Here is a 22860-nt window from a genome sequence, read left to right on the forward strand (position 1 = left end):
TCACGGACACCGGAGTCGGAGGTGACGACAGCGCCGCGCACCCGTCGGCCCCGTGCCGGCCGGGACGGGTGACCTGCCGGGACGGCTCCCTCGTCCGGGCCGTCCCCCCGCTCACCCGGTCGCCGCACCCCGTGCCGCTCACCCGGGCATCCCGGCCGTACCCGTGGCCCCGGCGTCGCACCCCGTCCCCCGCGCCCGGTCGCCGCACCCCCGCACCGCGCCCCCGTCCCGCTCACCCGGCCGTCCCGTCCCGTGCCGCCTCCGCCAGCAGCCGGACCCCTTCGCGGAGCTGCCCGGGGGACCGGTGGGCGTAACCGAGGACCAGCCGCAGGCCGCCCGTCCGCACGGCGCGTTCGTAGTCCGAGAGCGGACGCACGGCCACCCCGGCCGCGGCGGCCCGCGGCAGGAACGCGTCGGACGGCCCGTACCGCTCGGGAAGCGCGGCGATGACGTGCAGCCCCGCCGCGATCCCGGACACCTCCGTGCCGGGAAGGTGTTCCGCCAGGGCCGAGACGAGGGTGTCGCGCCGTTCCTGGTAGGCGCGCCGGCAGCGGCGCAACTGCCGGTCGTAGTCGCCCCGTTCCACGAACCGTGCCAGGAGCGCCTGGTCGACGACGGGGTTCCCCAGGTCCATGGTGCGTTTGCGTGCGACGACCTCCGCGGCGAGCGACGCCGGTACGAGCAGCCAGCCGAGCCGCAGGCCGGGCGCGAGGGACTTGCTGACCGACCCCGTGTAGGCGACCCGTTCGGGATCGAGTCCCTGGAGCGCGCCCACCGGGGACCGGTCGTAGCGGAAGTCCCCGTCGTAGTCGTCCTCGATCACCAGCCCGTCCACCGAGCGTGCCCAGTCGAGGAGTTCGGCACGGCGCCGTGCGGAGTACGCGATCCCCGAGGGGAACTGGTGGGAAGGCGTCGTCACCAGTGCCCGTACGCCCGACGCCCTCAGCGGTCCCATGGCGGTCCCGTCCCCGTCCAGGGGCAGCGGTACGGTGCCGACCGCCGCCGCGGCGAACAGGGCGGCGTGTTCGGGACTGCCGGGGTCCTCCACCCCGACGGTGCGGATCCCGAGCGCGTGGAGCGCGCATCCCAGCAGTGTCATCGCCTGCGCGACCCCGGACACCACGACGACGCGCTCCGGGTCCGCGACCACGCCGCGGCGGCGCACGAGCAGTTCCGCGACGGCGGTGCGCAGCCGGGGCAGACCACGGGGGTCCGGGTAACCCAGTGCGTGGTGCGGTAGTTCGGCGAGCACCCCGCGCCGGGCACCGGCCCAGGCGGCCCGCGGGAACAGGGACAGATCCGGCGTGCCGGGAAGGAAGTCGGCGCGCACCCCGGCCGGACGCGGGGCCAGGTCGACGGCCGTCGGGCGGGCCGCCCGGACGGCGTCGCCGACCCAGGTCCCCGCGCCCCGGCCGCTGCGCAGGTAACCCTCCGCCGTCAACTGCTCGTACGCCTCGGTGACCAGACCCCGTGACACCCCCAGATCGACGGCCAGTTCACGGCTGGACGGCAGCCGGGTGCCGGGCGCCAGCCGTCCCGTACGCACCGCCTCCCGCAACGCGGCCTGCAGCGCGCGGCCACGCGCGCGTGCGGGCGCCGAGGCGGTCGGCAGGAGCAGTTCCCAGGCCGCGGTCCAGGACTCTCGGCCCGCCGTCCCGCCGGCATCCGGGGACGGCCCGAGCGCCTCGCCGTGACCGGTCCCCGATGGCGTCATGGAAGTGGACCTTAATCCGGACCGCGGCCGTTCGTAGCGTCACCGTCATGAACGCCACCGCCAGGGGGTCGCTGCTCGCGGCCCTCGCCTGTGTCCTCGTCGGCTGCTCCTTCACCGCCAACAGCGTCCTGGGCCACTACCCGTACGCGGACGGCCAGTTTCTGCGCTACGGCCTCGCCTGCGCGCTGCTGCTGACCCTGGTCGGCCGCGACGGCACGGCACCGCTGCGCCGGCTCACGGCCCGCCAGTGGGCCAGGCTCGCGCTGCTCGCGGCCGTGGGCATGGTCGGTTTCAACCTCGCCGTGCTCGCCGCCGAACGCACGGCGGAACCCGCGGTCCCGGGGGTCTTCGTCGGCTGCGCGCCGGTCGCCGTCGCCGTGGTCGTCCCCCTCACCGAAGGGCGCCGTCCGCTGCGCCGGGTGCTGTACGGGGCCGCGCTCGTCGCGTTCGGCGCCTGCACCGTGCAGGGCTGGGGCCGTACCGACGGGACGGGCATCGTGTGGTCGGTGTGCGCGCTCGCCGGCGAGGTGGGGTTCGCGGTCCTCGCGGTGCCGGTGCTGCGCCCCCTGGGCCCGCGGCTGCTGTCGGCCACCGTGTGCGGGGTGGCCGCGGCCGAGTCGGCGGCGGTCGCCGCCCTCACCGGCGGCGGTGGCGGGCCGCGCACGCCGACCGCGGCCGAGACCGCGGCACTCCTGTGGCAGGCGGTGGTGGTCACGGTCGTGGGCTTCGTGGCCTGGTACATGGGCATGCAGCGCATCGGCGCGGAGCGCGCCACGCTCTTCTCCGGCCTCATCCCGGTCGCGGCGGCCTGGACCGCGCCGCTGGTCGGCACGGGCACGTACGGCGCCGCGCAGGCCGTCGGCAGCGTGCTGGTCGGTGCGGGGGTGGCCCTGGGGTCCGGGGCGGGGGTGCCCCGGGCCGGCAGACGCGCCCCGGGCGTCCGCGCGCCCTCCTCAGCGGCTGCCGTCGAGGATGACGCGGGCGACGAGCGCCGGGTCGTCGTTCATCGGGACGTGTCCGCAGCCGGGCAGCCGCACCAGCCGGGCCCGCGGGATGATCTGCTTGGCCCGGACCCCCTGACGGCGCACCAGCAGCCGGTCCCGGGTGCCCCAGGCCACGGTGACGGGCAGCCCCGGGACGTCGTCCGTGAACCGGACGGCGACACCGGCCCGCAGCGTCTCGGCGAATCCCTCGGCGTGGGCCAGCGCGAGGGTCTCGGCGACGACGGCCTCGGGTGAACGGCGGCCGGGCCGTGCGTAGATGGTGCTGGTGAGGGCGGCCCGCCCGGCGGCTGTGCGCGCGAGGCGCTCGACGGCGGGAAGCGGCAGGCGCCGCGCACCCTGCCGCATCGCCAGCAGGACCGCGAAGGCGTACCGGCGCTCGGCCGTCGTCCAGAAACCCGCGGGCGACAGCGCGGTGACGGACCGTACGAGCTTCTCGCGGCCCAGCTCCAGGGCCAGGAGCCCGCCCAGCGAATTCCCCGCCACATGCGGCCGGTCCAGCTCCAGCGCCTCGCACAGCGCGCCGAGCACCGGCACCACCGTGCCGAGATCGTGCGTGAGCCCGTCGGGCAGCGCGGGGGACGCGCCGAAACCCGGCAGGTCGACGGCGATGACCTCGCGCTCGGCGGCCAGGATGTGGACGACCGGGTCCCAGGCCTGCCGGTGGTGGCCGATGCCGTGCAGCAGGAGCAGCGGTTCTCCGGAGCCCACGCGCGTGTAGGACATCGTCACGGTCCTGGGGCCGTTCGCGGAGGGGAGGTTGAAGGAGACCGTGGCGGACATGATGCTGCTCCTCGTCTGAAGGCACGCTGCCGGGACCGATGTCGTAGACAGCTTGTCAGCAACTGCTACCGACGGGTAGCCCCCGGTGGCCGGGAACCACGCGACGCACCCGCGCCGGTCCGCCGCGCCGGCCCCCGCCTGCGCGCCTCAACTCCCCTCGGGGAGAAGCGGACAGGCCTCCCGCCGTACGGCACGGTACGGAACCCGCGCCGCCGGGCACGGAACCGTACCGCCGGGCGCGGAACCCGTACCGCCCGGTACAGGACCTGTGCCGCCTGGACAGACGGGGAGGCGTCGGCTGGGATGGGGACGTGACCACCGACACCGCGACCGAGGTCTTCGAAGAGCACCGTTCCGTCCTCATGGGCGTCGCCTACCGCATGCTCGGGCGGGTGGCGGACGCGGAGGACGTCGTCCAGGAGGCCTGGCTCCGCTGGTCGGGCGCGGACCGCGGCGAGATCCGCGAACCGCGCGGCTATCTCGTGCGCGTCACGACCCGGCTCGCCATCGACCGGCTGCGCCAGGTGCAGTCGCGCCACGAGGCGTACGTGGGCCCGTGGCTCCCCGAGCCGTACGTCACCGACTTCGGGGACGCCGTCGAGGACACCGCCGAGCGGGCCGTGCTCGCCGACTCCGTCTCGCTCGCCGTCCTCGTCGTCCTGGAGTCCCTGTCCCCGCTGGAACGCGCGGTGTTCGTGCTCAGGGAGGCCTTCGGCTTCCCGTACGCGGAGATCGCCGCGGTCCTGGACCGCGGCGAACCGGCGGTGCGGCAGCTCGCCACGCGGGCCCGCAAGCACGTCGGGGAGCGGCGCCCGCGCTACGAGGTGGACCCGGCCGAACGCCGTGACCTGACCGAACGGTTCCTCGCCGCGGCGGCGGAGGGTGACCTGGAGGGACTGATGTCCCTGCTGGCCCCGGACGTCCGGCTGGTCGGCGACAGCGGTGGCCTGTCCAAGGCGCCGCTGCGGGTCATCGAGTCGGCCGACAAGGTGGGCCGCTTCCTCCTCGGTGTCGCTCGGAAGGGCGCCGCCGGCCTCTCGTTCCGTCTTCTGGAGGTCAACGGCGGCGCGGCGGTGCTGGCCCTGTCCGGTTCCGAGCCCGACAGCGTCCTCCAACTCGACGTCGTGGACGGCCGGATCCGCTGCGTCTACATCGTGCGCAACCCCGAGAAGCTGGTGTCCCTGAGCGCCCGGTAGCCACACGGTCCCCTATCAGCCGAAAGCCCCCGTTCCACGGACGGGGGCTTTCGGCGTCATGTCGCGGACATCACCCGGCGCGAACGGTCCGTGAACGCTCCGCGCCGCCCGCCTACGCAATGCGTAAGGGATCGAGGATTGGTCTTGACCAAGGGTGAGGCCGGCTTTATGGTCGCAGGGATAGTGCAGGAACCTTTAATAAACAAGGGCGCTAAACGCCGCCGGGCCACGGCGATTGCGGAGGACAGGGTGGGGACCACGCAGTTGGAAACGGTGCCGGAACCGAAGTACTGGCATCTCAGGACGGTGCTCAGCGAGGCACTGGACTCCGAGTTCTCGGTGGGCGAGATCCTGCCCAACGAGCGGGACCTCGCGGCCAGGTTCGGGGTCGCCCGGGCCACCTTGCGCCAGGCACTCGAACAGCTCGAACTCGAAGGGCGTCTGCAGCGCCGCCGCGGGGTGGGCACCACCGTGGCACCGCCGCGCGTGGGCGTGGCCGTCGGTTCCGAGCAGCACGTGTGGCCGGGCGCGCCCGGCGACGCCTGGCAGCCCACGGACTGTGTGACGGCGGCTCCGCCCGCCGCGGTGGCCGACGCCCTGGAGACGGGCCACGAGGTGCCGGTGCACACCGTCCGCCGCACCCGGGGCACGCACGGCCAGCCGGTCGCCGCCGAACTGCTGTACGTCCCGGCGGCCTCGGTGCCGGACCTGTCGGCGATAGACGCGCCCGCGGGGGCGGCACGGGCGCGTGCCGTGCTGCGCGAACTGCAGCGCCTCGACCTGGACGGACAGGACCGCGCCGTCGAGCTCGGCTCGGTCGGTGCGGACGACGCCAAGGAACTGGACCGGCTGCCCGGGGCACCCGTCCTCGTGGTCACGACCCGGTTCTACGCGCTCGGGCGCACCGCGGCGGTCTCCGTCGCCACGTACCGCGCCGACACCTGCCGGCTGACCTTCGGGGACTCCGGCGGCGTGGAGATCCACCACGACCCGGAGCGCCGGGCCTCCTGACGTCCCGACGCTCACGGCGGGTCCTCCGCCGAGCCTTCACCGTCGCGCGCCCCTCGGTACTCCGGGGGCGCGCGACGGTTTCACCGACCGGTCGGCGCGCGAGGGCCCGTGGCACGACGAGGCGGGCCGAGTGTTCCGACGCGTCGGGCGGCGGCCGGTTCGCGTCGTGCGGAACGCGGCGGCGTACGGAACCTGTCGGGCGTTCCCGCCGCGCGCCCGTCCGCATCCGGCATCCGGCGTGCGCTACCCCGGCACTCGGTGGCTCGGTGGCTCGGTGGCTCGGTGGCTCGGTGGCTCGGTGGACGTCCCGTGCGGTCGACCGCGCCAGGGCGCTGCGGAGGGCCCCGCGGCGGGCGAGGCGGCCCGCCGTCAGCGGCGGGCCGTCACGGTTCCCTCCACCGCGAACAACTGCTCCTCGACATGGTCGAGAGCGAGCCGCAGCGCGCCCGTCGCGATGGCGGCCTCGCCCAGCAGCGAGAGCGTCACCTTGGGAGGACGCAGGCAGTAGCGGGCCAACTCCCGCTGCAGCGGCTCCAGTACGCCGTCCAGACCGGCCGCCCAGCCCCCGATCACGACGAGTTCGGGATCGAGCGCGAGGGCGAGGGCCGCCACGTCGTGCACGAGCCGCTGGATGAACCGGTCGACCGCCGCGCGGGCCCGCTGGTCGCCGCCCTTGGCGAGCGCGAAGACCTCGGCGACGGCCTGTTCGTCGAGCGGGTGCAGCGGCTCGTCCGTGGTCGACAGCAGCGCCTCGGGCGTCGCCTCGCTCCCCAGCAGGTGCAGCGCCCCGATCTCCCCGGCCGCGCCCCCGTAACCCCGGTGCAGCCGCCCGCCGATCAGTGAACCGGCGCCGGGGCTCAGCCCGGCCAGCACGAACACCACGTCGTCCGACTCGGTGGCCGAACCCTTCCAGTGCTCGGCCACCGCCGCCGCGTTGGCGTCGTTCTCCACCAGCACCGGGCACTTGAAGGAACGGCTCAGCCGCTCGCCCAGCCGCAGCCCCGTCCAGTCCGGCAACGCGGTGCCCAGCCGTACGGTGCCGTCCGCCTCGACGATCCCGGGGCTTCCGACGCCCACCGCGCGCAGGGAGCTGCGGGCGACCCCGGCCCGGCGCAGCAGCTCGGCGACCGCCGTCCGCAGCCGGTCGAGCCGCTCGTCGGCCGGTGCCGTCTCGTCGACCTCCTTGGAGAGTCCGCCCAGTACCCGCCCGTCCAGGTCGGCCAGGAGCACCGCGACCCGGTGCGGGCCGATCTCCAGCCCCAGCAGATGTCCCGCCTCGGCCCGGAACCTGAACCGGCGTGCCGGGCGGCCCTGGCGCCGGGCGGCGCCCTCCTCGGCCGCCTTCTCGACGACGAGTCCGGCCTCGATCAGCCCTTCGACGACGCCCTCGACCGTCGGCCGCGACAGTCCGGTCACCCGGGTCACCTCGGTGAGCGTCGCGCAGTCCGTGGCCCGCAGCGCGTGCAGCACCACCGCGGAATTGATCCTTCGCAGCAGAGAAGGGTCCCCGCCGGTCAGCCGCCCCAACGTCCGTCCTCCCAGCTAGCGCGCGTGTTGGCCGGATCGTACTCGGCGCGGAGCGCTCCGGCGAGGGCCGGGGACCTTTCGCCTCCGGCGGGTCGTTCTCAGCCCGGGGCGACGAACCCCGACTCGTACGCCGCGATCACCGCCTGAGTGCGGTCCCGGGCGCCCAGTTTCGCCAGGACGGCACTGACATGCGACTTCACCGTCTCGGTGCCGACGACCAGCCGTGCCGCGATCTCGGCGTTCGACAGCCCGCGTGCCATCAGGCGCAGGACGTCCGCCTCCCGTTCGGTCAGCGCGGCTCGTTCCATCGCCTTCCGTGCCGCGGGACTTGCCGTGCCGTTGCCGTAGGAGGCCGCCAACTGCCGCACGGAGGAGGGGAAGAGCAGTGACTCGCCCTCCGCCACCAGTCGTACGGCGTGCACGATCTCGGCCGGCCGCGCCCGCTTCAGCAGTAAACCGTCGGCGCCCGCGCGCAGCGCCTCGTAGACGTACTCGTCGTTCTCGAACGTCGTCACCACCAGGATCTTCGGGGGGTCCTCGACGGTCCGCAGCACCGCGCGGGTGGCCTCGATGCCGTCCATCAGCGGCATCCGGACGTCCATGGCGACGACGTCCGGCCGCAGCCGCCGCACCAGCGGAATCACCGCGGCACCGTCCGCCGCCTCTCCGACGACCTCGATGTCCGGCTGGGACTCCAGGACGACGCGCAGCCCGGCCCGTACGAGGGGTTCGTCGTCGACGAGCAGAACGGTGACCGGCATCGGCCCAGCGTAGATCACGCCCCACGGACCGTCGGAGCCGTCGCCGCGAGGGGCCGGCGGGCGGTGCCCGGCGCGGATCAGCGCAACGGCAGGTCCACGCGCACCTGCCAGTCACCCTCGTCGGGTCCGGTCCGCGCCCGGCCGCCGAGCAGTGCCGCCCGCTCCCGTATCCCGCGCAGTCCGCTGCCCCGGCCGGGCCCCGGCACGTCCCCGCGCAGCGGACTGCGGACCTCCAGACCGAGGCTGCCGCCGTCCACCGCGATGCGCACCCGGACCGGCACCCCGCCCGCGTGCCGCAGCACGTTGGTGAGGGACTCCTGCAGGATGCGGTATCCCTCGCGGGACACCGGCCCCGGAACGGAGTCCAGCGGACCGGTCATCTCGGCGTCGACCTCCGCCCCCGACGCGCGCGCCGAGTCCAGGAGCCGGCCCGCCTCGGTCAGCGTCGGTCTGCCGCTCGCCGGGCGTCCCGGCTCGCGCAGGACGGCCAGCACCCGTTCCAGATCCTCCAGGGCGGCCCGGCCGGTGTCCTCGATGGCACCGAGGGCCCGGTCGGTGAACGCGGGGTCGCCGGCGGCCCGCGCGGCACCCGCCTGCACCACCGCCACCGTCAGCGCGTGGCCGATCGAGTCGTGCAGTTCACGGGCGATGCGAGTGCGCTCCAGAAGCTGTTCGGTGCGCTCCTCGAGGGCGGTCAGCCGCTCGGCGGGGGACGGGCCGAGCAGCCGGCGCGCGACGGCGGTGGTCAGCTCACCGAGGCCGACCACGCCCCCGTAGAGGACGAGCAGGGGCAGCGGGGCGAGGAGCGCGTACGCCCAGTGCGGAGCGGCCACCGACACGATCGGGCCGTCCACCGGGCCCCAGGCCGCCCTGAGCACGTCGACGGTGGTCATCGGCGCCCAGACGGTGAGCACGCAGGCCGCCGCGCCCAGCGCCATCCGCGCCTCCAGCCACAGCACGGTCCGCCCCCGGTCCCGCCAGGTGGCCGAGGGCGTGACCGAGATCGCGGTGTCCTCGCTGTCGCGCGCCAGCATGTGGCGGGCCTGCACCCCCTCGCCGCGCCGCACCGCCGGGATCAGCCCCACCGGGACCAGCAGCGCCGCGGGCACCCAGGGCTTCGACATGTCGATGAACAGCCACACGCTGACGAACAGCATGGGCACCCACAGATGCAGCAGGCGCGTGTACGTCGTCCCCCGGAGCAGCGGGCGCATAAGGCGGGCCATCGGGTCATCGTGCCAGTCCGTCCCACCGGCCGGCCTCCCCCGGGCGGGGGAGACGATCTCCACCCGCGGGGGAGGCGGCCACCGGCCTGCCACGGCCAGGCTGGGCCCATGACCAGCATCGACGTGCACGACCTGACCAAGGAGTACGGCGGCAGACGCGCCGTGGACCACCTCACCTTCCGTGTTCTCCCGGGCCGCGTCACCGGATTCCTCGGACCCAACGGCGCCGGGAAGTCCACCACCATGCGGCTCGTCCTGGGCCTGGACCGGCCCACCTCCGGGAGCGCCCGCGTCGGAGGCCGCGCGTACGCCTCCCTCGGTGAGCCGCTGCGGCACGTGGGCGCCCTGCTCGACGCGCAGGCTCCGCACGGGTCGCGGACCGCCCGCGACCATCTGCGCGTGCTCGCCGCGAGCAACCGGGTCCCCGAACGCCGCGTGGACCAGGTCCTCGAGGAGGCCGGGCTCGCGTCCGTCGCGCGGAACCGGGTGAGGACGTACTCCCTGGGCATGCGCCAGCGGCTGGGCATCGCCGCCGCGCTGCTCGGCGACCCGCCCGTGATCCTGCTCGACGAACCCTCCAACGGCCTCGACCCCGAAGGGATCGTCTGGATGCGGGAGTTGCTGCGCGAGCTGGCACGACAGGGCCGTACGGTCCTGGTCTCCAGCCACCTGATGAACGAGACCGCGTCCTTCGCCGACCACCTCGTCGTCCTCGGCCGCGGCCGGCTCCTCGCCGACATGCCCCTGCGGGCGTTCGTCGACGCGCGGGTGCGGCCGAGGGTGCGGGTGCGCACCACGCGGGGCGACGCCCTGGGCGACCTGTTCACCCGGCACGGCATCGAGGCCGCCCGGGGCGCGGACGGAGGCTGGACCGTGCTCGGCGCCCGCGTGGAGGACATCGGGCGTCTCGCGGCGGGCGCCCGGCTGCCGATCCTCGAACTGGCCGCGGAGGAGGCGACGTTGGAGCAGGCGTACCTGGATCTGACGCGCGACGAGACCGAGTTCGCCGGCACGCCGGCCCCGATCCGGCCCCAGGAGGCCTGACATGACGTTCGTCCCCGCGCTCCGTGCCGAGTGGATCAAGATCCGTACGCTGCGCCCGCTGGTCGGCGGTCTGGCCGCCGTCCTCGTCGCGACGGCGGCCTTCTCCGCGCTCGCGGGCCTCGACGACTCGGCCGGTGCGGACTTCGACCCGCTGTTCTCGGTGTTCTTCGGCGTCTCCTTCGGGCAGATCGCGGCGATCACCTTCGGCGCGCAGGCGGTCTCGGCGGAGTTCCAGGGCGGCGCGCTGCGCGTGTCGCTCGCCGCGGTCCCGCACCGTGGCCGGTGGTTCCTCGCCAAAGCCGTGGCCGTCGCGGTCCCGGCGCTGGTGACGGGCCTGCTCACCGGAGTCGTGAGCGCGGTCGTGGGCACGTCGGTGCTGGGCACCAGGGCGAGCGGCCTCAGCCGTGCGGAGGAGCTGCGCGGTGTCGTCGGCTGCGCCGTCTACCTGACGCTGATGGCCCTCTTCGCGGCGGGGCTCGCGGCCGTACTGCGCAGTGGAGTCGCGACGTTGAGCATCCTGGTGCCGTTCCTGCTGATCGTGTCCTTCGTCGTCGGCGGCGCGTCGGGCGGCGTCGCGGACTTCCTGCCGGACCGGGCGGGACAGGCGGTGCTGCACGCGACGCCGGACGGCGGTCCTGGCCCCTGGACCGGCCTCGCGGTCACCGCGCTCTGGGCCGGCGGCGCACTGCTGGCGGGCGCGTGGAGCGTACGCCGCCGGGACGCGTGAGGGGGGAGCCGGCGGGGCGGGTGACGCCGGGAGGCGGGGGAGGCCGCGACGTCGTGAGCCGTGGCTCCGGTGGTCGCCGGGACGTCCCCGCGAAGCCGCCGGTCACGCGGGCCGTGGACGTGTCCTCCGGCAGGACCGGGGCGCATGGCTCCGGTGGCCGCCGGGGTGTCGGGAGTTCCCGGAAGCTGCGAGCGGACGCGGCTCAGGGAGTCGCGGGAGCGGAGGGCTCCGGAAGCCCGCCCGGAGCGTCCTCGGCGGCGGCCGACCGCAGGCGCCCGAACTCCTCCGCCATCGTCGCCGCCGTCCAGTGCGCGTTGAGCCCACTCGGATTCGGCAGCACCCACACCCGGCTGGTCCCGATCGTCCGCTCCTGGGGGCCGATCACCGCACGGCGCTCACCGAAAGCCGAGCGGTACGCGGTCACCCCCACCACCGCGAGCCAGCGCGGGCGCAGCCGCTCCACCTTCGCGCCGAGCAGCCGGCCGCCCTCCCGGTACTCGTCCGGGGCCAGCTCGTCGGCCCGTGCGGTCGCCCGCGCCACCACGTTCGTGATGCCGAGCCCGTACGACACCAGTTCGTCCTGTTCCGAGGGCTTCAGGAGGCGGGGGGTGAAGCCCGACAGATGGAGCACCGGCCAGAAACGGTTGCCGGGGCGCGCGAAGTGATGTCCGGTGGCGGCCGTCATCAGCCCGGGGTTGATACCGCAGAACAGGACGTGGAGGCCGTCCGCGACGACGTCCGGCACGAGCCGGCCGCGGGCGGCCTCCAGGTCCGCGGGGGTCGGCCGCGTCAGAGGATCGCCCCCGGCGTGTAGCCCGCGGCCCGCGGGTGCTGCTTCACGATCTCCTCGACGCGGGCGACGACGACGGCGACCTGATCGGCGGCGGCGCCCGTGAAGGACAGCTTGTCGGCCATCAGCGCGTCGAGCTGCGCGCGGTCGAGCGGGATGCGCTCGTCCGCGGCCAGCTTGTCCAGCAGCTCGTTGCGCTCGGTGCCCTGCTCGCGCATCGCGAGGGCGGAGGCGACCGCGTTCTCCTTGATCGCCTCGTGGGCGACCTCGCGGCCGACCCCGGCCCGCACCGCGCCCATCAGGACCTTGGTGGTGGCGAGGAACGGCAGGTAGCGGTCGAGCTCGCGGGCGACCACGGCCGGGAACGCGCCGAACTCGTCCAGCACGGTGAGGAAGGTCTCCAGCAGACCGTCGAGCGCGAAGAACGCGTCGGGCAGCGCGACCCGGCGCACCACCGAGCAGGAGACGTCGCCCTCGTTCCACTGGTCGCCGGCCAGCTCGCCGGTCATCGAGGCGTAGCCGCGCAGGATGACCATCAGACCGTTGACGCGCTCGCAGGAGCGGGTGTTCATCTTGTGGGGCATGGCGGACGAGCCGACCTGGCCGGGCTTGAAGCCCTCCGTGACCAGCTCGTGCCCGGCCATCAGCCGGATCGTCTTGGCGGTCGAGGACGGCGCGGCGGCCAGCTGCACCAGCGCGGTCACGACCTCGTAGTCCAGCGAGCGCGGGTAGACCTGACCGACCGAGGTGAAGGCCTGCGAGAAGCCGAGGTGCCCGGCGATCCGCTGCTCCAGCTCGGCGAGCTTGGCCGCGTCGCCGCCGAGCAGGTCCAGCATGTCCTGCGCCGTGCCGACGGGACCCTTGACGCCCCGCAGCGGGTAGCGGCCGAGCAGCTCCTCGACCCGCCCGTACGCGACGAGCAGTTCGTCGGCGGCGGTCGCGAAACGCTTGCCGAGGGTGGTCGCCTGCGCCGCGACGTTGTGCGAGCGGCCCGCCATGACCAGCTCCGCGTACTCGCCCGCGAGCCTGCCGAGCCGGGCGAGGACGGCCACCGTGCGGTCGCGCATCAGCTCCAGCGAGAGCCTGATCTGCAGCTGCTCGACGTTCTCGGTGAGGTCCCGGGAGGTCATGCCCTTGTGCACGTGCTCGTGCCCGGCGAGGTCGTTGAACTCCTCGATCCGCGCCTTCACGTCGTGTCGGGTGACCTTCTCGCGCTCGGCGATCGAGGCCAGGTCCACCTGGTCGAGCACGCGCTCGTAGTCGGCGAGGGCGGCGTCCGGCACCTCGATCCCGAGGTCCTTCTGCGCCCGCAGCACGGCGAGCCAGAGCTGACGCTCCAGCCTCACCTTGTGCTCGGGGGACCAGAGCGTGGCGAGCTCGGCGGAGGCGTAGCGTCCGGCGAGGACGTTGGGGATACGGGGCTTTGCGGGCGCGGCAGTCACGTGTACGGATTCTACTGGCGATTCCTGCAGGCCAGCGCCGGGGGGTTTGTCGGCGGAACCTACGAACGGGGCCGGGCCGTCGCGGCCGTGCGCCGCCACCGGGCATCGGCCGGCTCCGCGAGGAAGGCCGTGGCCGCGGCACAGTTCGGGCACGCACCGGCGGGCCAGGGTCGTGCCACGCGGGGCGGTCACCCGGTCGAGCTGCCGGACCGACTCCGGCATGATCCGGAAGAAAGATCCTAGCCCCGCGGGCTCTCGTAGGGGAGCAGCTCGGGGCGTTTGGCCGGGCGTCCGTCTCCGGACGAGCGGCCGGTGAGCCGTCGGCCTATCCACGGGAGCAGGTGCTGCCTGGCGAAGCGGACGTCGGCGGTGCGGCGGGCCGTCCAGCCCGGCGGTGGGGTGGGCGGCACCGGCGCGTGCCAGTCGGGGTCCTCCGGCGGGAGACCGAGCGTCTGCCACACGGCCTCCGCGACCCGGCGGTGCCCGTCGGGCGTCAGGTGCAGCCGGTCCACGTCCCACATCCGGGGATCGGAGAGGGACGGTGCCCCGTACAGGTCGACCACCAGCGCGCCGTGCCGCTTCGCGAGGTCGTCGACGACGCCGAAGAGCTCCTCCATGCGCGGCCTGAACCGTTCGAGCACCGGACCGTTACGGCCCGGGCTGCGCATCAGGACGAGCTGCTCGCAGGCGGGGGCGAGACGCTCCACGGCCTCCTCCAGGAGCCCGCGGACCCGTCCCATGTCGACCTTGGGACGCAGGGTGTCGTTGAGACCGCCGACCAGGGTGATCACGTCGGGACGCATCGCGGCCGCCACGTCGACCTGCTCGGCCACGATCTGTCCGATGAGCTTGCCGCGCACCGCGAGGTTCGCGTAGCGGAAACCGGGGGTCAGTGCGGCCATCCGGCCGGCCAGGAGGTCGGCCCAGCCGCGGTACGAGCCGTCGGGCAACAGGTCCGACATGCCCTCGGTGAAGGAGTCGCCGACCGCGACAAGACTGGTGTAGGTGGCATTCGTCTGCATGGCGGGAAAGATGGTAACCCGCTCGCATACTCGCCGGTCGGTCGGGCCCTCCCCGCCCGTACGCCCTCGCCGGCGCCCGGCGCGCGAGGTCTCGTCCGCCCGCCCCGGCCCCGCTCCCGCCCGATCCCGGGGGGCCGGGCCGGGCGTCACACCACCTGGCCGAACAGCTCCCGCAGCACGTCCTCCATCGTCACCAGCCCGGCGAGACGTCCGTCGCCGCCCATGACCCCCGCGAGATGCGTCCGGCTGCGCCGCATCGCGGTGAGCACGTCGTCCAGCGGGGTGCTCTCCCGGACCCGCGCGATGGGCCGCATGTCCTGCACCCGGAACGGCACGTCGCGCGGCACCGCGTCCAGCGCGTCCTTGACGTGGAGATAGCCGACGATGCGGCGCCCCTCGTCCACCACCGGGAAGCGCGAGAACCCGGATTCCGCCGACAGCCGCTCCAGCCCCTCGGGGGTGACGCCCACGCTCGCGTACACCACCCCCTCCAGCGGGAGGACGACATCGCGGACGGGCCGGCGTCCGAGCTCCAGGACGTCGTGCAACCGCTCCTGGGCGCGGCCGTCGATCAGCCCGGCCGCCCCCGAGTCCTTGACCAGACGGGCCAGTTCGTCGTCGGAGAAAGCCGCGGTGACCTCGTCCTTCGTCTCGACCCGCAGCAACTTCAGCAGGCCGTTGGCGAAGGCGTTGACGCTGAAGATCACCGGGCGCAGCGCACGGGAGAGCCCGACCAGCGGCGGACCGAGCAGCAGTGCGGTGCGCACCGGCTCCGCGAGCGCGATGTTCTTCGGGACCATCTCGCCGAACAGCATGTGCAGGTACGTGGCCAGGGTGAGCGCGATGACGAACGAGACCGCGTGCCCCACGCCCTGCGACACCCCCACGGCGTGGAAGACCGGCTCCAGCAGGTGTGCGATCGCGGGCTCGGCCACGATGCCGAGGACCAGCGTGCACAGGGTGATGCCCAGCTGCGCGGCCGCCAGCAGCACGGAGACGTGCTCCAGCCCCCACAGGACGCCGCGAGCCCTGCGGTCACCCCGCTCGGCGTGCGGCTCGATCTGGCTGCGGCGCACCGAGATCAGCGCGAACTCGGCGCCCACGAAGAAGGCGTTCACGACCAGCGTGGCCAGGCCGATCAGCAGTTGTACGGCGGTCATCGCGTCCCTTCCCCGTGCTCGTCCAGCGGTGCGTGCAGCAGGACCCGTGCGGCCCGCCGCCCCGAGGCGTCGACCACCTGCAGCTGCCAGCCCGCCACGTCGACGCTGTCCCCGACGGCCGGAATGCGGCCGAGTTCGGTGGCGAGGTAGCCGGCCAGCGTCTCGTACGGTCCGTCCGGGACCCGCAGCCCGAGGCGGGCCAGCTGGTCCGTGCGGGCCGCGCCGTCGGCCGAGTAGAGGCTGCGCCCCTCGCTGTCGGCGTCGGCCGGGGCCAGATCGGGGGTCTCGTGCGGGTCGTGCTCGTCGCGGACCTCGCCGACGACCTCCTCGACGATGTCCTCCAGGGTGGCGACCCCGGCCGTGCCGCCGTACTCGTCGATGACCACGGCCATGGTGCGCTTGCCGGAGAGCCGGTCGAGCAGCCGGTCCACGGTCAGCGACTCCGGTACGAACAGGGGCTCGCGCATGATCTGGGAGACGGGGGTGTGGGCCCGGCTCTCGGCGGGCAGCGCCAGGACGTCCTTGATGTGCGCGACGCCGACGACGGCGTCGAGACTGCCGCGGTGGACCGGGAAGCGGGACAGGCCGGTCGCCCGCGTCGCGTTCGCCACGTCCGCGCAGGTCGCCTGGATGTCGAGCGCGATGACCTGGACCCGCGGGGTCATCACGTTCTCCGCGGACAGGTCGGCGAGGTTCAGCGTGCGGACGAACAGCTCCGCGGTGTCCGCCTCCAGCGCGCCCTGTTCGGCGGAGTGCCGGGCGAGCGCCACCAGCTCCTGGGGTCCGCGCGCGGAGGCCAGTTCCTCGGCGGGTTCGAGACCGAAACGGCGCACGACCCGGTTCGCGGTGTTGTTGAGATGGGTGATGAACGGGCGGAACGCGGCACTGAACCAGCGCTGTGGTGTCGCCACCCGTTTCGCCATGGCGAGCGGCGCGGAGATCGCCCAGTTCTTGGGCACCAGCTCGCCGACGACCATCAGGAAGAGGGTGGACAGGGCCGTGCCGATCACCAGGGCCACCGACATCGACGCGGAGGCGGAGACCCCGGCGGACTTCAAGGGGCCGGCGAGGAGCTTGGCGATCGACGACTCGGAGAGCATGCCGACGACCAGATTGGTGACGGTGATGCCGAGCTGGGCGCCGGAGAGCTGGAAGGTGAGGTTGCGTACGGCCTTGAGCGCACCGGAGGCGCCGCGCTCGCCGCGTTCGACGGCGCGCTCCAGCTCGCTGCGCTCGACCGTGGTCAGCGAGAACTCCGCGGCGACGAAGGCACCGCAGGCCAGCGAGAGCAGGACCGCCACCAGGAGGAGGAGCACTTCGGTCATCGGGTCACCTCCGTCCCATGATCGGCCAGGGACGGGAGGATCGCGCGATGTCGGCTACCGCGCTGTCGGGTACGGGGAGGCTCGCCCATGGGCGGAGGCTCACACCTTTCACTGGACCGGCGGAGCCGGGGGAGGACGCGATGATCTGACGGTCCTCCTATGGTAAAGGATGAGCAAAGTGGGGTGCTCGGTGGGCCGGAGGCGCGGGGCCGGAGGTCAGCCGGTGAGCGGCTTCACCCAGCGGCGCCATGTCTCCTCGGGCTCGTACCCGGCCGCCCGCCAGGCATGCTGGGCGGTCTCGTTGCGCCGCAGCACCATCGCGTCCCCGCGCCGGCCCCCGAGCCGCACGAAGCGCTCCTCCGCGGCGGCGAGCAGGGCCGAGCCGACGCCGAGACGGCGCCGTCCGGGATGGACCGCCAGCCGGTAGAGGTGGCAGCGCCAGCCGTCGAAACCCGCGATCACCGTCCCCACCAGCTCGCCCTCCCGCTCGGCCAGGATCAGCGCCTCGGGGTCGCGGGCCACGAGCCGGTCCACGCCGTCCCGGTCGTCACTGATGCTCGTGCCCTCGGCGGCGGTCTTCCAGAACGCCAGCACGGTGTCGAGGTCCTCGGGCGTCGCGGCCCGGATCAGCAGGTCGGTCATGCGCCGATCCCATCACGCGCCGCGTGGGGCGACCGGGAATTCCACCATCCGGGACGCCCCGTTCGACCCGTGCCCCCGGGGACCGGTCCCCGGGGGCACGGGACGTACCGCGCACGTCACTCGTGCGCGATCGCCGCCAGTACGTTCATGCGCGACGCCCGCAGGGCCGGCAGCAGTGCCGCGACGATGCCCACCACCGCCGACCCCACCACCACCGCGACGATGGTGGCCCAGGGGACGGCGAACCCCGTCAGCCCCTGGAGCGCGAGCACCTGCTGCACACAGACGCCCCAGACCAGCCCCAGCACGAGACCGAGGATCGCGCCGAACACCGCGATCACCACCGACTCCAGCCGGATCATCCGGCGCAGCTGGCGGCGGCCGAGACCGATGGCGCGCAGCAGTCCGATCTCCCGGGTGCGCTCGACGACCGACAGGGCGAGGGTGTTGACCACACCGAGCACCGCGATGACGATCGCGAGTCCGAGCAGGGCGTACACGAGGTAGAGCAGCACCGCGATCTGGTCGTGGACCAGCTTCTTGTAGTCGGCCTGGTCACGCACCTGCACCTGCGGATAGGGGTCGAGCGTCTTCTCCAGCCGCAGGCGCAGCTCGTCCGCGCCGGTGCCCGGGGCGGCGTTCACGTACAGCGAGGAGTCCTGCCCGCCGGGCACGTACTTCTCGATCGTGCCGAATCCGAGGAACAGGCCGCCCTGCATGCCGAAGCCCTCGGCGGACTCCTGGTCGGTGAGCGCGGCCACCGTCAGTTCGCCGTGCCGCCCGGCGGGGAACTCGACGGGAACCGTGCTGCCCAGCCGTACGTCGTGCTCGCGGGCGAACTCCGCGTCCATGGCGAGATGCCCCGCGCCCAGCGCCGCCGCGGTGTCCCCCTGGGCGTACGTGAGGTGGGCGACGTCGTCGAGCCGCGGGTCGTAGCCCGTCGCGGTCGTCTTGATCCGCCTGCCGTCCGGCAGCCGCACCGCGACCGGGGTGAACCGCTGGCGGACGACGAGAGCGACCCCGTCCGTGCCCCGCACCTTGTCGGTGACCTCGCCGGAGAACGGCACGAAGTTGCTGTTCTGGATGACGAAGTCGGCGCCCAGCGTCTTGTCGATCTGCTCGTCGAAGGATTTGCTCATGGAGGCGCTCGCCACGGACATCCCGCCGACCAGGGCCAGGCCCACCATCAGGGCGGAGGCGGTGGCGCCGGTGCGCCGGGGATTGCGCAGCGCGTTGCGCTGGCTCATCCGGCCGACCGACCCGAACAGGGCCGGGAAGGCCCCGCCCAGGACCCTGATCACCGGCCGGACCAGGAGCGGGCCCGCGATCACCGTCGCCACGAGGGTCAGGACGACCCCGAGGCCCAGCAGCGAACCGGCCGTCGAGGTCTTCGTCGCCGCGACGCAGCCGCCGAGTGCGGCGGCACCCGCCAGTCCCACGACCGCGCCCGCGACGCCCCTCACCCGCAACGGCCGCCCCAGGCCCGCGACTTCGGCGTCCGCGAGAGCCGCCATCGGGGAGACCCCGGCCGCACGCCGGGCGGGGAGGTACGCCGCCACGAAGGTGACGCCGACCCCGACGACGTACGACGCGACGGGAGTTCCCCAGCCGATCACCATCTCGGTCGACTTCAGATTCATCCCGAACGCGGTCATCAGCTGGATCAGTCCGAGGGCGAGGCCGATCCCCGCGGCCAGCCCCAGCGTCGAGCCGACCAGGCCGAGCAGCAGCGCCTCGGTCAGCACCGACCGCCGTACCTGCCGCCGGTCGGCGCCCAGCGCCCGCAACAGGCCCAGTTCACGAGTGCGTTGGGCGATGAGCATCGAGAAGGTGTTGACGATGAGGAAGACACCGACGAGCACGGCGATCCCGGCGAAGCCGAGCATCACGTACTTGATGACGTCCAGGAAGCCGCCGAGCTGTGCGGCGGCGTCCTTGGCCTGCTCCTCGGCCGTCTTCAAGTCGTACGTCTTCGCGCCCAGTTCGGCCGCGACCCGCTGCTTGAGCACGGCGTCCCGGACCCCGGGTGCCGCGTCCAGCGAGATGCTCGTGGCGGCGGCGGTGCCGCCCAGCAGCTTCGTCTGCGCGGTCGGGGTGTCGAGGAACAGCAGCGCGGCACCGGGGTTGGTGGTGGTGAAGGTGGCGATGCCGACGATCCGCACCTCGAAGGTGCCGGGCTGCGCCTGCACCGTCAGGGTGTCACCGACGCGGACGTGCCGGCGCTCGGCGGTGTCCGCGTCGAGCAGCGCCTCGGAGGCGCCGTGCGGAGCGTGACCGGAAGTCAGCTTGACCGGACTGCGTTCGCTGGGCTGCCAGTTGGTGGCGATGGTCGGCGCGCCCGAGGTCGGCCCGACCGACTCGTTCTTCCGGTCGACGATGGTGAGGTTCTCGACCGCCGCGTCGACATGGGCGGCCGCGACGCCCTCGACCTTCGCCAGCCGGCCCGCGAGCGAGGCGGGCAGGGTCGGGGTGGCGCCGGTCGGGATCTGCGAGTCGAGGTCGTTCCTCGGCGACACGGCCACGTCCGCCGAGGTGGAGGCGAAGAGCCGGTCGAAGGTACGGGTGACCGTGTCCGAGAAGATCAGGCTGCCCGCGACGAACGCCACGGACAGCACGACGGCCAGTGCGGAGAGGAGCAGCCGTCCCTTGTGGGCGAGGAAGCTGCGCAGGGTCGCCTTGAGCACGGCCGCCTCAGCCCCTGTCCTCGTCGAGAGGCACGCGGCCGGCGTCGCCGTCGGCGCTCACGCCGCCGGGGTCCGTCGCGGCGGGCACGTCGTGGCCGGCGGTCGCCTGCGGAGGTACCGCGGGGGTGTCTCCGCCGGGAGACACGGCGGCTTTTTCGCCCCGTGGCGGTAGGGCCTCCGCACCGGTGTCCGCCCGCGGCGGGCGGGAGGCCTCCTCGCGGGAGGAGGGGCCCTCGGCGCTCGCCCGGACGGTGTCGAAGCGTTTCATCCGTTCCAGCACCGCCTCCGCCGTCGGCCGCTCCATCTCGTCCACGATCCGCCCGTCCCCGAGGAAGAGCACCAGGTCGGAGTGGGCGGCCGCGCCGGGGTCGTGCGTGACCATGACGACGGTCTGGCCGAGCTCGTCGACCGCCTCCCGCAGGAAGCCGAGGACCTCCAGGCCCGCGCGGGAGTCGAGGTTGCCGGTCGGCTCGTCGGCGAAGATCAGTTCGGGTCGGGAGGCGAGCGCCCGCGCACAGGCGACCCGCTGCTGCTGGCCACCGGAGAGCTGGGCCGGACGGTGCTTGAGCCGCCCGCGCAGACCCAGGGTGTCGATCACCTGGTCCAGCCACTCCCGGTCGGGCCGCTGACCCGCGATGTCCATCGGCAGCGTGATGTTCTCGGCCGCGGTGAGCGTCGGGATCAGGTTGAACGACTGGAACATGAACCCGATCCGGTCCCGGCGCAACCGGGTCAGTTCGCGGTCCTTGAGTCCCGTGATCTCGGTGTCGCCGAGCCACACCTGTCCGGCGGAGACGGTGTCCAGTCCCGCCAGGCAGTGCATCAGCGTCGACTTCCCGGAGCCGGAGGGCCCCATGACCGCCGTGAAGCGGCCGCGCGCGATGGCCACGTCGACGGAGTCGAGGGCGAGGACGGCGGTCTCGCCCGAGCCGTACGCCTTCGTCAGCCCGCGGGCGCGGGCCGCGATCCCGTCCGCGCCCCCGTGGCCGACGACGTGCTCCGCAGCTGGTGTGGGCAAGGCCGCCTCCTGGGTCATCGACATCCCGGCATCCGTGTTCCGCCCGAGCGTAATGTGATCCCGCCCACAGGGGGTGTGCCTCCGGGTTATTGGCGTCATCCGGGCCTTGCGGGTGCTAGCACTTCGGCGCTAGCTTCGAGGTATGGCGAAGACGCAACTGAACGTGCGGGTGGACGAGGGCACCGCCCGGGCCGCCCGCGAGCGGGCCCTGGCGCGGGGCATGAGCGTGAACCGCTACATCGAGGAATTGGTCAGACAGGACACCGGCGAGATGGGCCACACGTTCGTCGACGCGGCCTCCGACTTCATGAAGCAGTACGAGTCCGTCTTCGCCGAGGAATTCGGCGCGGACCGCGAAGGCACCCGCCGAAGCTCCCGCGAAGGTCGTCGTTGATCCCTTGAGCAGTCTCAGAGTCGACCTTGCCTGGCTCCTCATGATCGCCGAACAGAAGACGCCCGGAGACCCCCAGGTCACCGACTGGGGAGCCCTCGTCGCCGCCGTCAGCCGGCACGAGGCGGAGATATTCGGCATTCCCGTCTACGACAGCCCGCACGCCCGCGCCGCCGCACTGCTCCAGCTGCTGCTGCACGTCCCGGCGCTCGAACGCTCCAACGCGATGTTCGCCTCCGCCGTCGCGTACGCCTACCTGGTGGCCAGCGGCCTCAAGGTCGTCACCTCGCCCGAGCAGGTGCGCGAACTCGCCCGCCTGGTGAAGGGCGGCGAGGCGACCGTGCACGACATCGCGCGGGAACTGCGCCAGTGGTGCCTGTGAGGTGCGGACCCGCGTGACACGTCGGCCGTGACGCGAGGGCGGCGAGGGCCGCGGCTCCCGGACGGGCCGGCCTCGGCCACGTGCCCGAACCACCTCCACGGCCGCTACGGCGCTCCGGTCTCCGGGACGCCGTGCCGTCGTGCGGAACCCGGCAGGCGGTACGGGACGGGCGGACGCGGGCGCCCTTCCGGCTTCTCGGGCCTCAGCGGCCGCCGGTACCGGCAGGACGGGACCTGAGGTCACCGTCCCCCGTGCGGGTCCGTCGCTTCCCCCGGCGCTCCCTCACGCGGACGCGCCGGACTCCGGCCAGGACAGGGCGAAAGCGTCCGCGTCCCAGGTGCCGCCCAGTTCCGGTGCCAGCCACCCGGGCGCTTCGGAGCGGAACAGGGCGGGCGGACGGGCACCCGCCCCCGCGGGCAGCGCGCCCAGCAGCGGGGCCCCGGCCACCACCGGCAGGTCCGCGAGGTTGCAGCGGGACGCGAGGTCGGCGGAGCCGGGCCAGCTGCCGATGACGAGCCCGGTCAGGTCCAGGCCCCGGCGCCGCAGCTCGCGCGCGGTCAGCTCGGTCGTGTTGAGCGTGCCGAGTCCCGCCGCCACGACGAGCAGCACCGGCGCGTCCAGCAGCGTCGCCACGTCCGCCAGCGTCCCGCCCTCGTCGTCGAGACGGACGAGCAGACCGCCCGCCCCCTCGACCAGTACGAGATCGTGCTCGACGGCCAGCTTGCCCGCCGCCTCCGCCACCGCACCGGGCCGCACCGGAGCCAGACCGGCCCGCCGCGCGGCCGTCGCGGGCGCCAACGGCGCGGGGTAGCGCCCGAGTTCGAGCGTGGTCACGGCTCCCGCGAGCCGGGCCGCCTCGTCCGCGTCACCGTGTTCCCGTGGGCCCACGCCTGTCTGCGCGGGCTTGAGGACGGCCACGGACTGTCCGGCGGCGACGGCCGCGGCGGCGACGGCGGCCGTCGTGACCGTCTTCCCCACCTCGGTACCCGTTCCGGTGATCACCAGGACCGTCAT

20 protein-coding genes and 1 pseudogene are annotated in these 22860 nt (G+C 73.8%); 7 read left to right on the plus strand and 14 right to left on the minus strand.

Annotated features, from left to right (window positions below):
* Nucleotides 1–232 precede the first annotated feature (232 nt).
* Complete coding sequence (gene pdxR, locus OG776_RS34195; protein WP_329323056.1) at nt 233–1714, minus strand: MocR-like pyridoxine biosynthesis transcription factor PdxR; 1482 nt, start codon at nt 1712–1714, stop codon at nt 233–235.
* A gap of 47 nt (nt 1715–1761) precedes the next feature.
* Between pdxR and OG776_RS42490 the strand changes: the two are divergent.
* Nucleotides 1762–2160: pseudogene (locus OG776_RS42490) on the plus strand (EamA family transporter); the annotation flags it as partial.
* Between the two features lie 507 nt (nt 2161–2667).
* On the opposite strand, the gene OG776_RS34205 reads toward OG776_RS42490, so the two are convergent.
* Nucleotides 2668–3498 (minus strand): alpha/beta fold hydrolase, encoded by an 831-nt coding sequence (locus OG776_RS34205; RefSeq protein WP_329323057.1) that lies wholly within the window; start codon nt 3496–3498, stop codon nt 2668–2670.
* Nucleotides 3499–3809: 311 nt separating this feature from the next.
* Between OG776_RS34205 and OG776_RS34210 the strand changes: the two genes are divergently transcribed.
* Together OG776_RS34210 and OG776_RS34215 are read left to right on the plus strand one after the other, a co-directional pair.
* Nucleotides 3810–4694: an RNA polymerase sigma-70 factor gene (locus OG776_RS34210; RefSeq protein WP_329323058.1), complete on the plus strand. Its 885-nt coding sequence runs from the start codon at nt 3810–3812 to the stop codon at nt 4692–4694.
* Between the two features lie 249 nt (nt 4695–4943).
* Nucleotides 4944–5705: a GntR family transcriptional regulator gene (locus OG776_RS34215; RefSeq protein ID WP_148007988.1), complete on the plus strand. Its 762-nt coding sequence runs from the start codon at nt 4944–4946 to the stop codon at nt 5703–5705.
* A 369-nt stretch (nt 5706–6074) separates the two neighbouring features.
* Here OG776_RS34215 and OG776_RS34220 read toward each other — a convergent pair whose 3' ends face one another.
* The 3 genes from OG776_RS34220 to OG776_RS34230 all read right to left on the minus strand — a co-directional run bounded on the left by OG776_RS34220 (nt 6075) and on the right by OG776_RS34230 (nt 9219).
* Nucleotides 6075–7232 carry an ROK family transcriptional regulator gene (locus OG776_RS34220; protein ID WP_148007989.1) on the minus strand — a complete coding sequence of 386 codons (1158 nt, stop codon included), beginning with the start codon at nt 7230–7232 and terminating at the stop codon, nt 6075–6077.
* 98 nt (nt 7233–7330) lie between these two features.
* The gene (locus tag OG776_RS34225; RefSeq protein WP_329323059.1) at nt 7331–7993 is read right to left on the minus strand and encodes a response regulator transcription factor; all 663 of its coding nucleotides are present in this window, start codon (nt 7991–7993) and stop codon (nt 7331–7333) included.
* 77 nt (nt 7994–8070) lie between these two features.
* A complete protein-coding gene (locus OG776_RS34230; protein ID WP_329326577.1) occupies nt 8071–9219 on the minus strand; it encodes a sensor histidine kinase in 1149 nt (382 codons plus the stop codon).
* Nucleotides 9220–9327: 108 nt separating this feature from the next.
* Here OG776_RS34230 and OG776_RS34235 point away from each other — a divergent pair, with 108 nt between their 5' ends.
* Together OG776_RS34235 and OG776_RS34240 are read left to right on the plus strand one after the other, a co-directional pair.
* Complete coding sequence (locus OG776_RS34235) at nt 9328–10263, plus strand: ATP-binding cassette domain-containing protein (protein ID WP_148007992.1); 936 nt, start codon at nt 9328–9330, stop codon at nt 10261–10263.
* A gap of 1 nt (nt 10264) precedes the next feature.
* Nucleotides 10265–10990: an ABC transporter permease gene (locus tag OG776_RS34240; protein ID WP_148008168.1), complete on the plus strand. Its 726-nt coding sequence runs from the start codon at nt 10265–10267 to the stop codon at nt 10988–10990.
* A 202-nt stretch (nt 10991–11192) separates the two neighbouring features.
* On the opposite strand, the gene mug is transcribed toward OG776_RS34240, so the two are convergent.
* From mug to OG776_RS34280, 8 genes are all read right to left on the minus strand, one after another.
* Nucleotides 11193–11783 carry a G/U mismatch-specific DNA glycosylase gene (mug, locus tag OG776_RS34245; protein WP_329323801.1) on the minus strand — a complete coding sequence of 197 codons (591 nt, stop codon included), beginning with the start codon at nt 11781–11783 and terminating at the stop codon, nt 11193–11195.
* Nucleotides 11780–13222 (minus strand): adenylosuccinate lyase, encoded by a 1443-nt coding sequence (purB, locus tag OG776_RS34250; protein WP_148007993.1) that lies wholly within the window; start codon nt 13220–13222, stop codon nt 11780–11782. Before purB ends, mug begins: the two co-directional genes overlap by 4 nt.
* 239 nt (nt 13223–13461) lie before the next feature.
* Nucleotides 13462–14244, minus strand: a complete 783-nt coding sequence (locus OG776_RS34255) for an SGNH/GDSL hydrolase family protein (protein ID WP_148007994.1) — start codon at nt 14242–14244, stop codon at nt 13462–13464.
* A gap of 146 nt (nt 14245–14390) precedes the next feature.
* A complete protein-coding gene (locus OG776_RS34260) occupies nt 14391–15404 on the minus strand; it encodes a hemolysin family protein (protein ID WP_148007995.1) in 1014 nt (337 codons plus the stop codon).
* Complete coding sequence (locus OG776_RS34265) at nt 15401–16729, minus strand: hemolysin family protein (protein WP_148007996.1); 1329 nt, start codon at nt 16727–16729, stop codon at nt 15401–15403. The genes OG776_RS34260 and OG776_RS34265 overlap by 4 nt, the downstream gene beginning before the upstream one ends.
* A 216-nt stretch (nt 16730–16945) precedes the next feature.
* The gene (locus OG776_RS34270; protein ID WP_148007997.1) at nt 16946–17371 is read right to left on the minus strand and encodes a GNAT family N-acetyltransferase; all 426 of its coding nucleotides are present in this window, start codon (nt 17369–17371) and stop codon (nt 16946–16948) included.
* A 116-nt stretch (nt 17372–17487) separates the two neighbouring features.
* Complete coding sequence (locus OG776_RS34275) at nt 17488–20055, minus strand: ABC transporter permease (RefSeq protein ID WP_329323061.1); 2568 nt, start codon at nt 20053–20055, stop codon at nt 17488–17490.
* Nucleotides 20056–20062: 7 nt separating this feature from the next.
* Nucleotides 20063–21073: an ABC transporter ATP-binding protein gene (locus OG776_RS34280; RefSeq protein WP_261994420.1), complete on the minus strand. Its 1011-nt coding sequence runs from the start codon at nt 21071–21073 to the stop codon at nt 20063–20065.
* A 142-nt stretch (nt 21074–21215) separates the two neighbouring features.
* Here OG776_RS34280 and OG776_RS34285 point away from each other — a divergent pair, with 142 nt between their 5' ends.
* Nucleotides 21216–21467 carry a toxin-antitoxin system HicB family antitoxin gene (locus OG776_RS34285; protein WP_148007999.1) on the plus strand — a complete coding sequence of 84 codons (252 nt, stop codon included), beginning with the start codon at nt 21216–21218 and terminating at the stop codon, nt 21465–21467.
* 4 nt (nt 21468–21471) lie between these two features.
* Nucleotides 21472–21846, plus strand: a complete 375-nt coding sequence (locus OG776_RS34290; protein ID WP_148008000.1) for a fic family toxin-antitoxin system, toxin component — start codon at nt 21472–21474, stop codon at nt 21844–21846.
* A gap of 282 nt (nt 21847–22128) precedes the next feature.
* Here the strand turns inward: OG776_RS34290 and bioD are convergent, their stop codons facing one another.
* On the minus strand, nt 22129–22860 hold the full coding sequence (gene bioD, locus OG776_RS34295; RefSeq protein ID WP_148008001.1) for a dethiobiotin synthase: 732 nt from the start codon (nt 22858–22860) through the stop codon (nt 22129–22131).

This window comes from Streptomyces sp. NBC_01689 (assembly GCF_036250675.1).
Classification (GTDB): Bacteria; Actinomycetota; Actinomycetes; order Streptomycetales; family Streptomycetaceae; genus Streptomyces.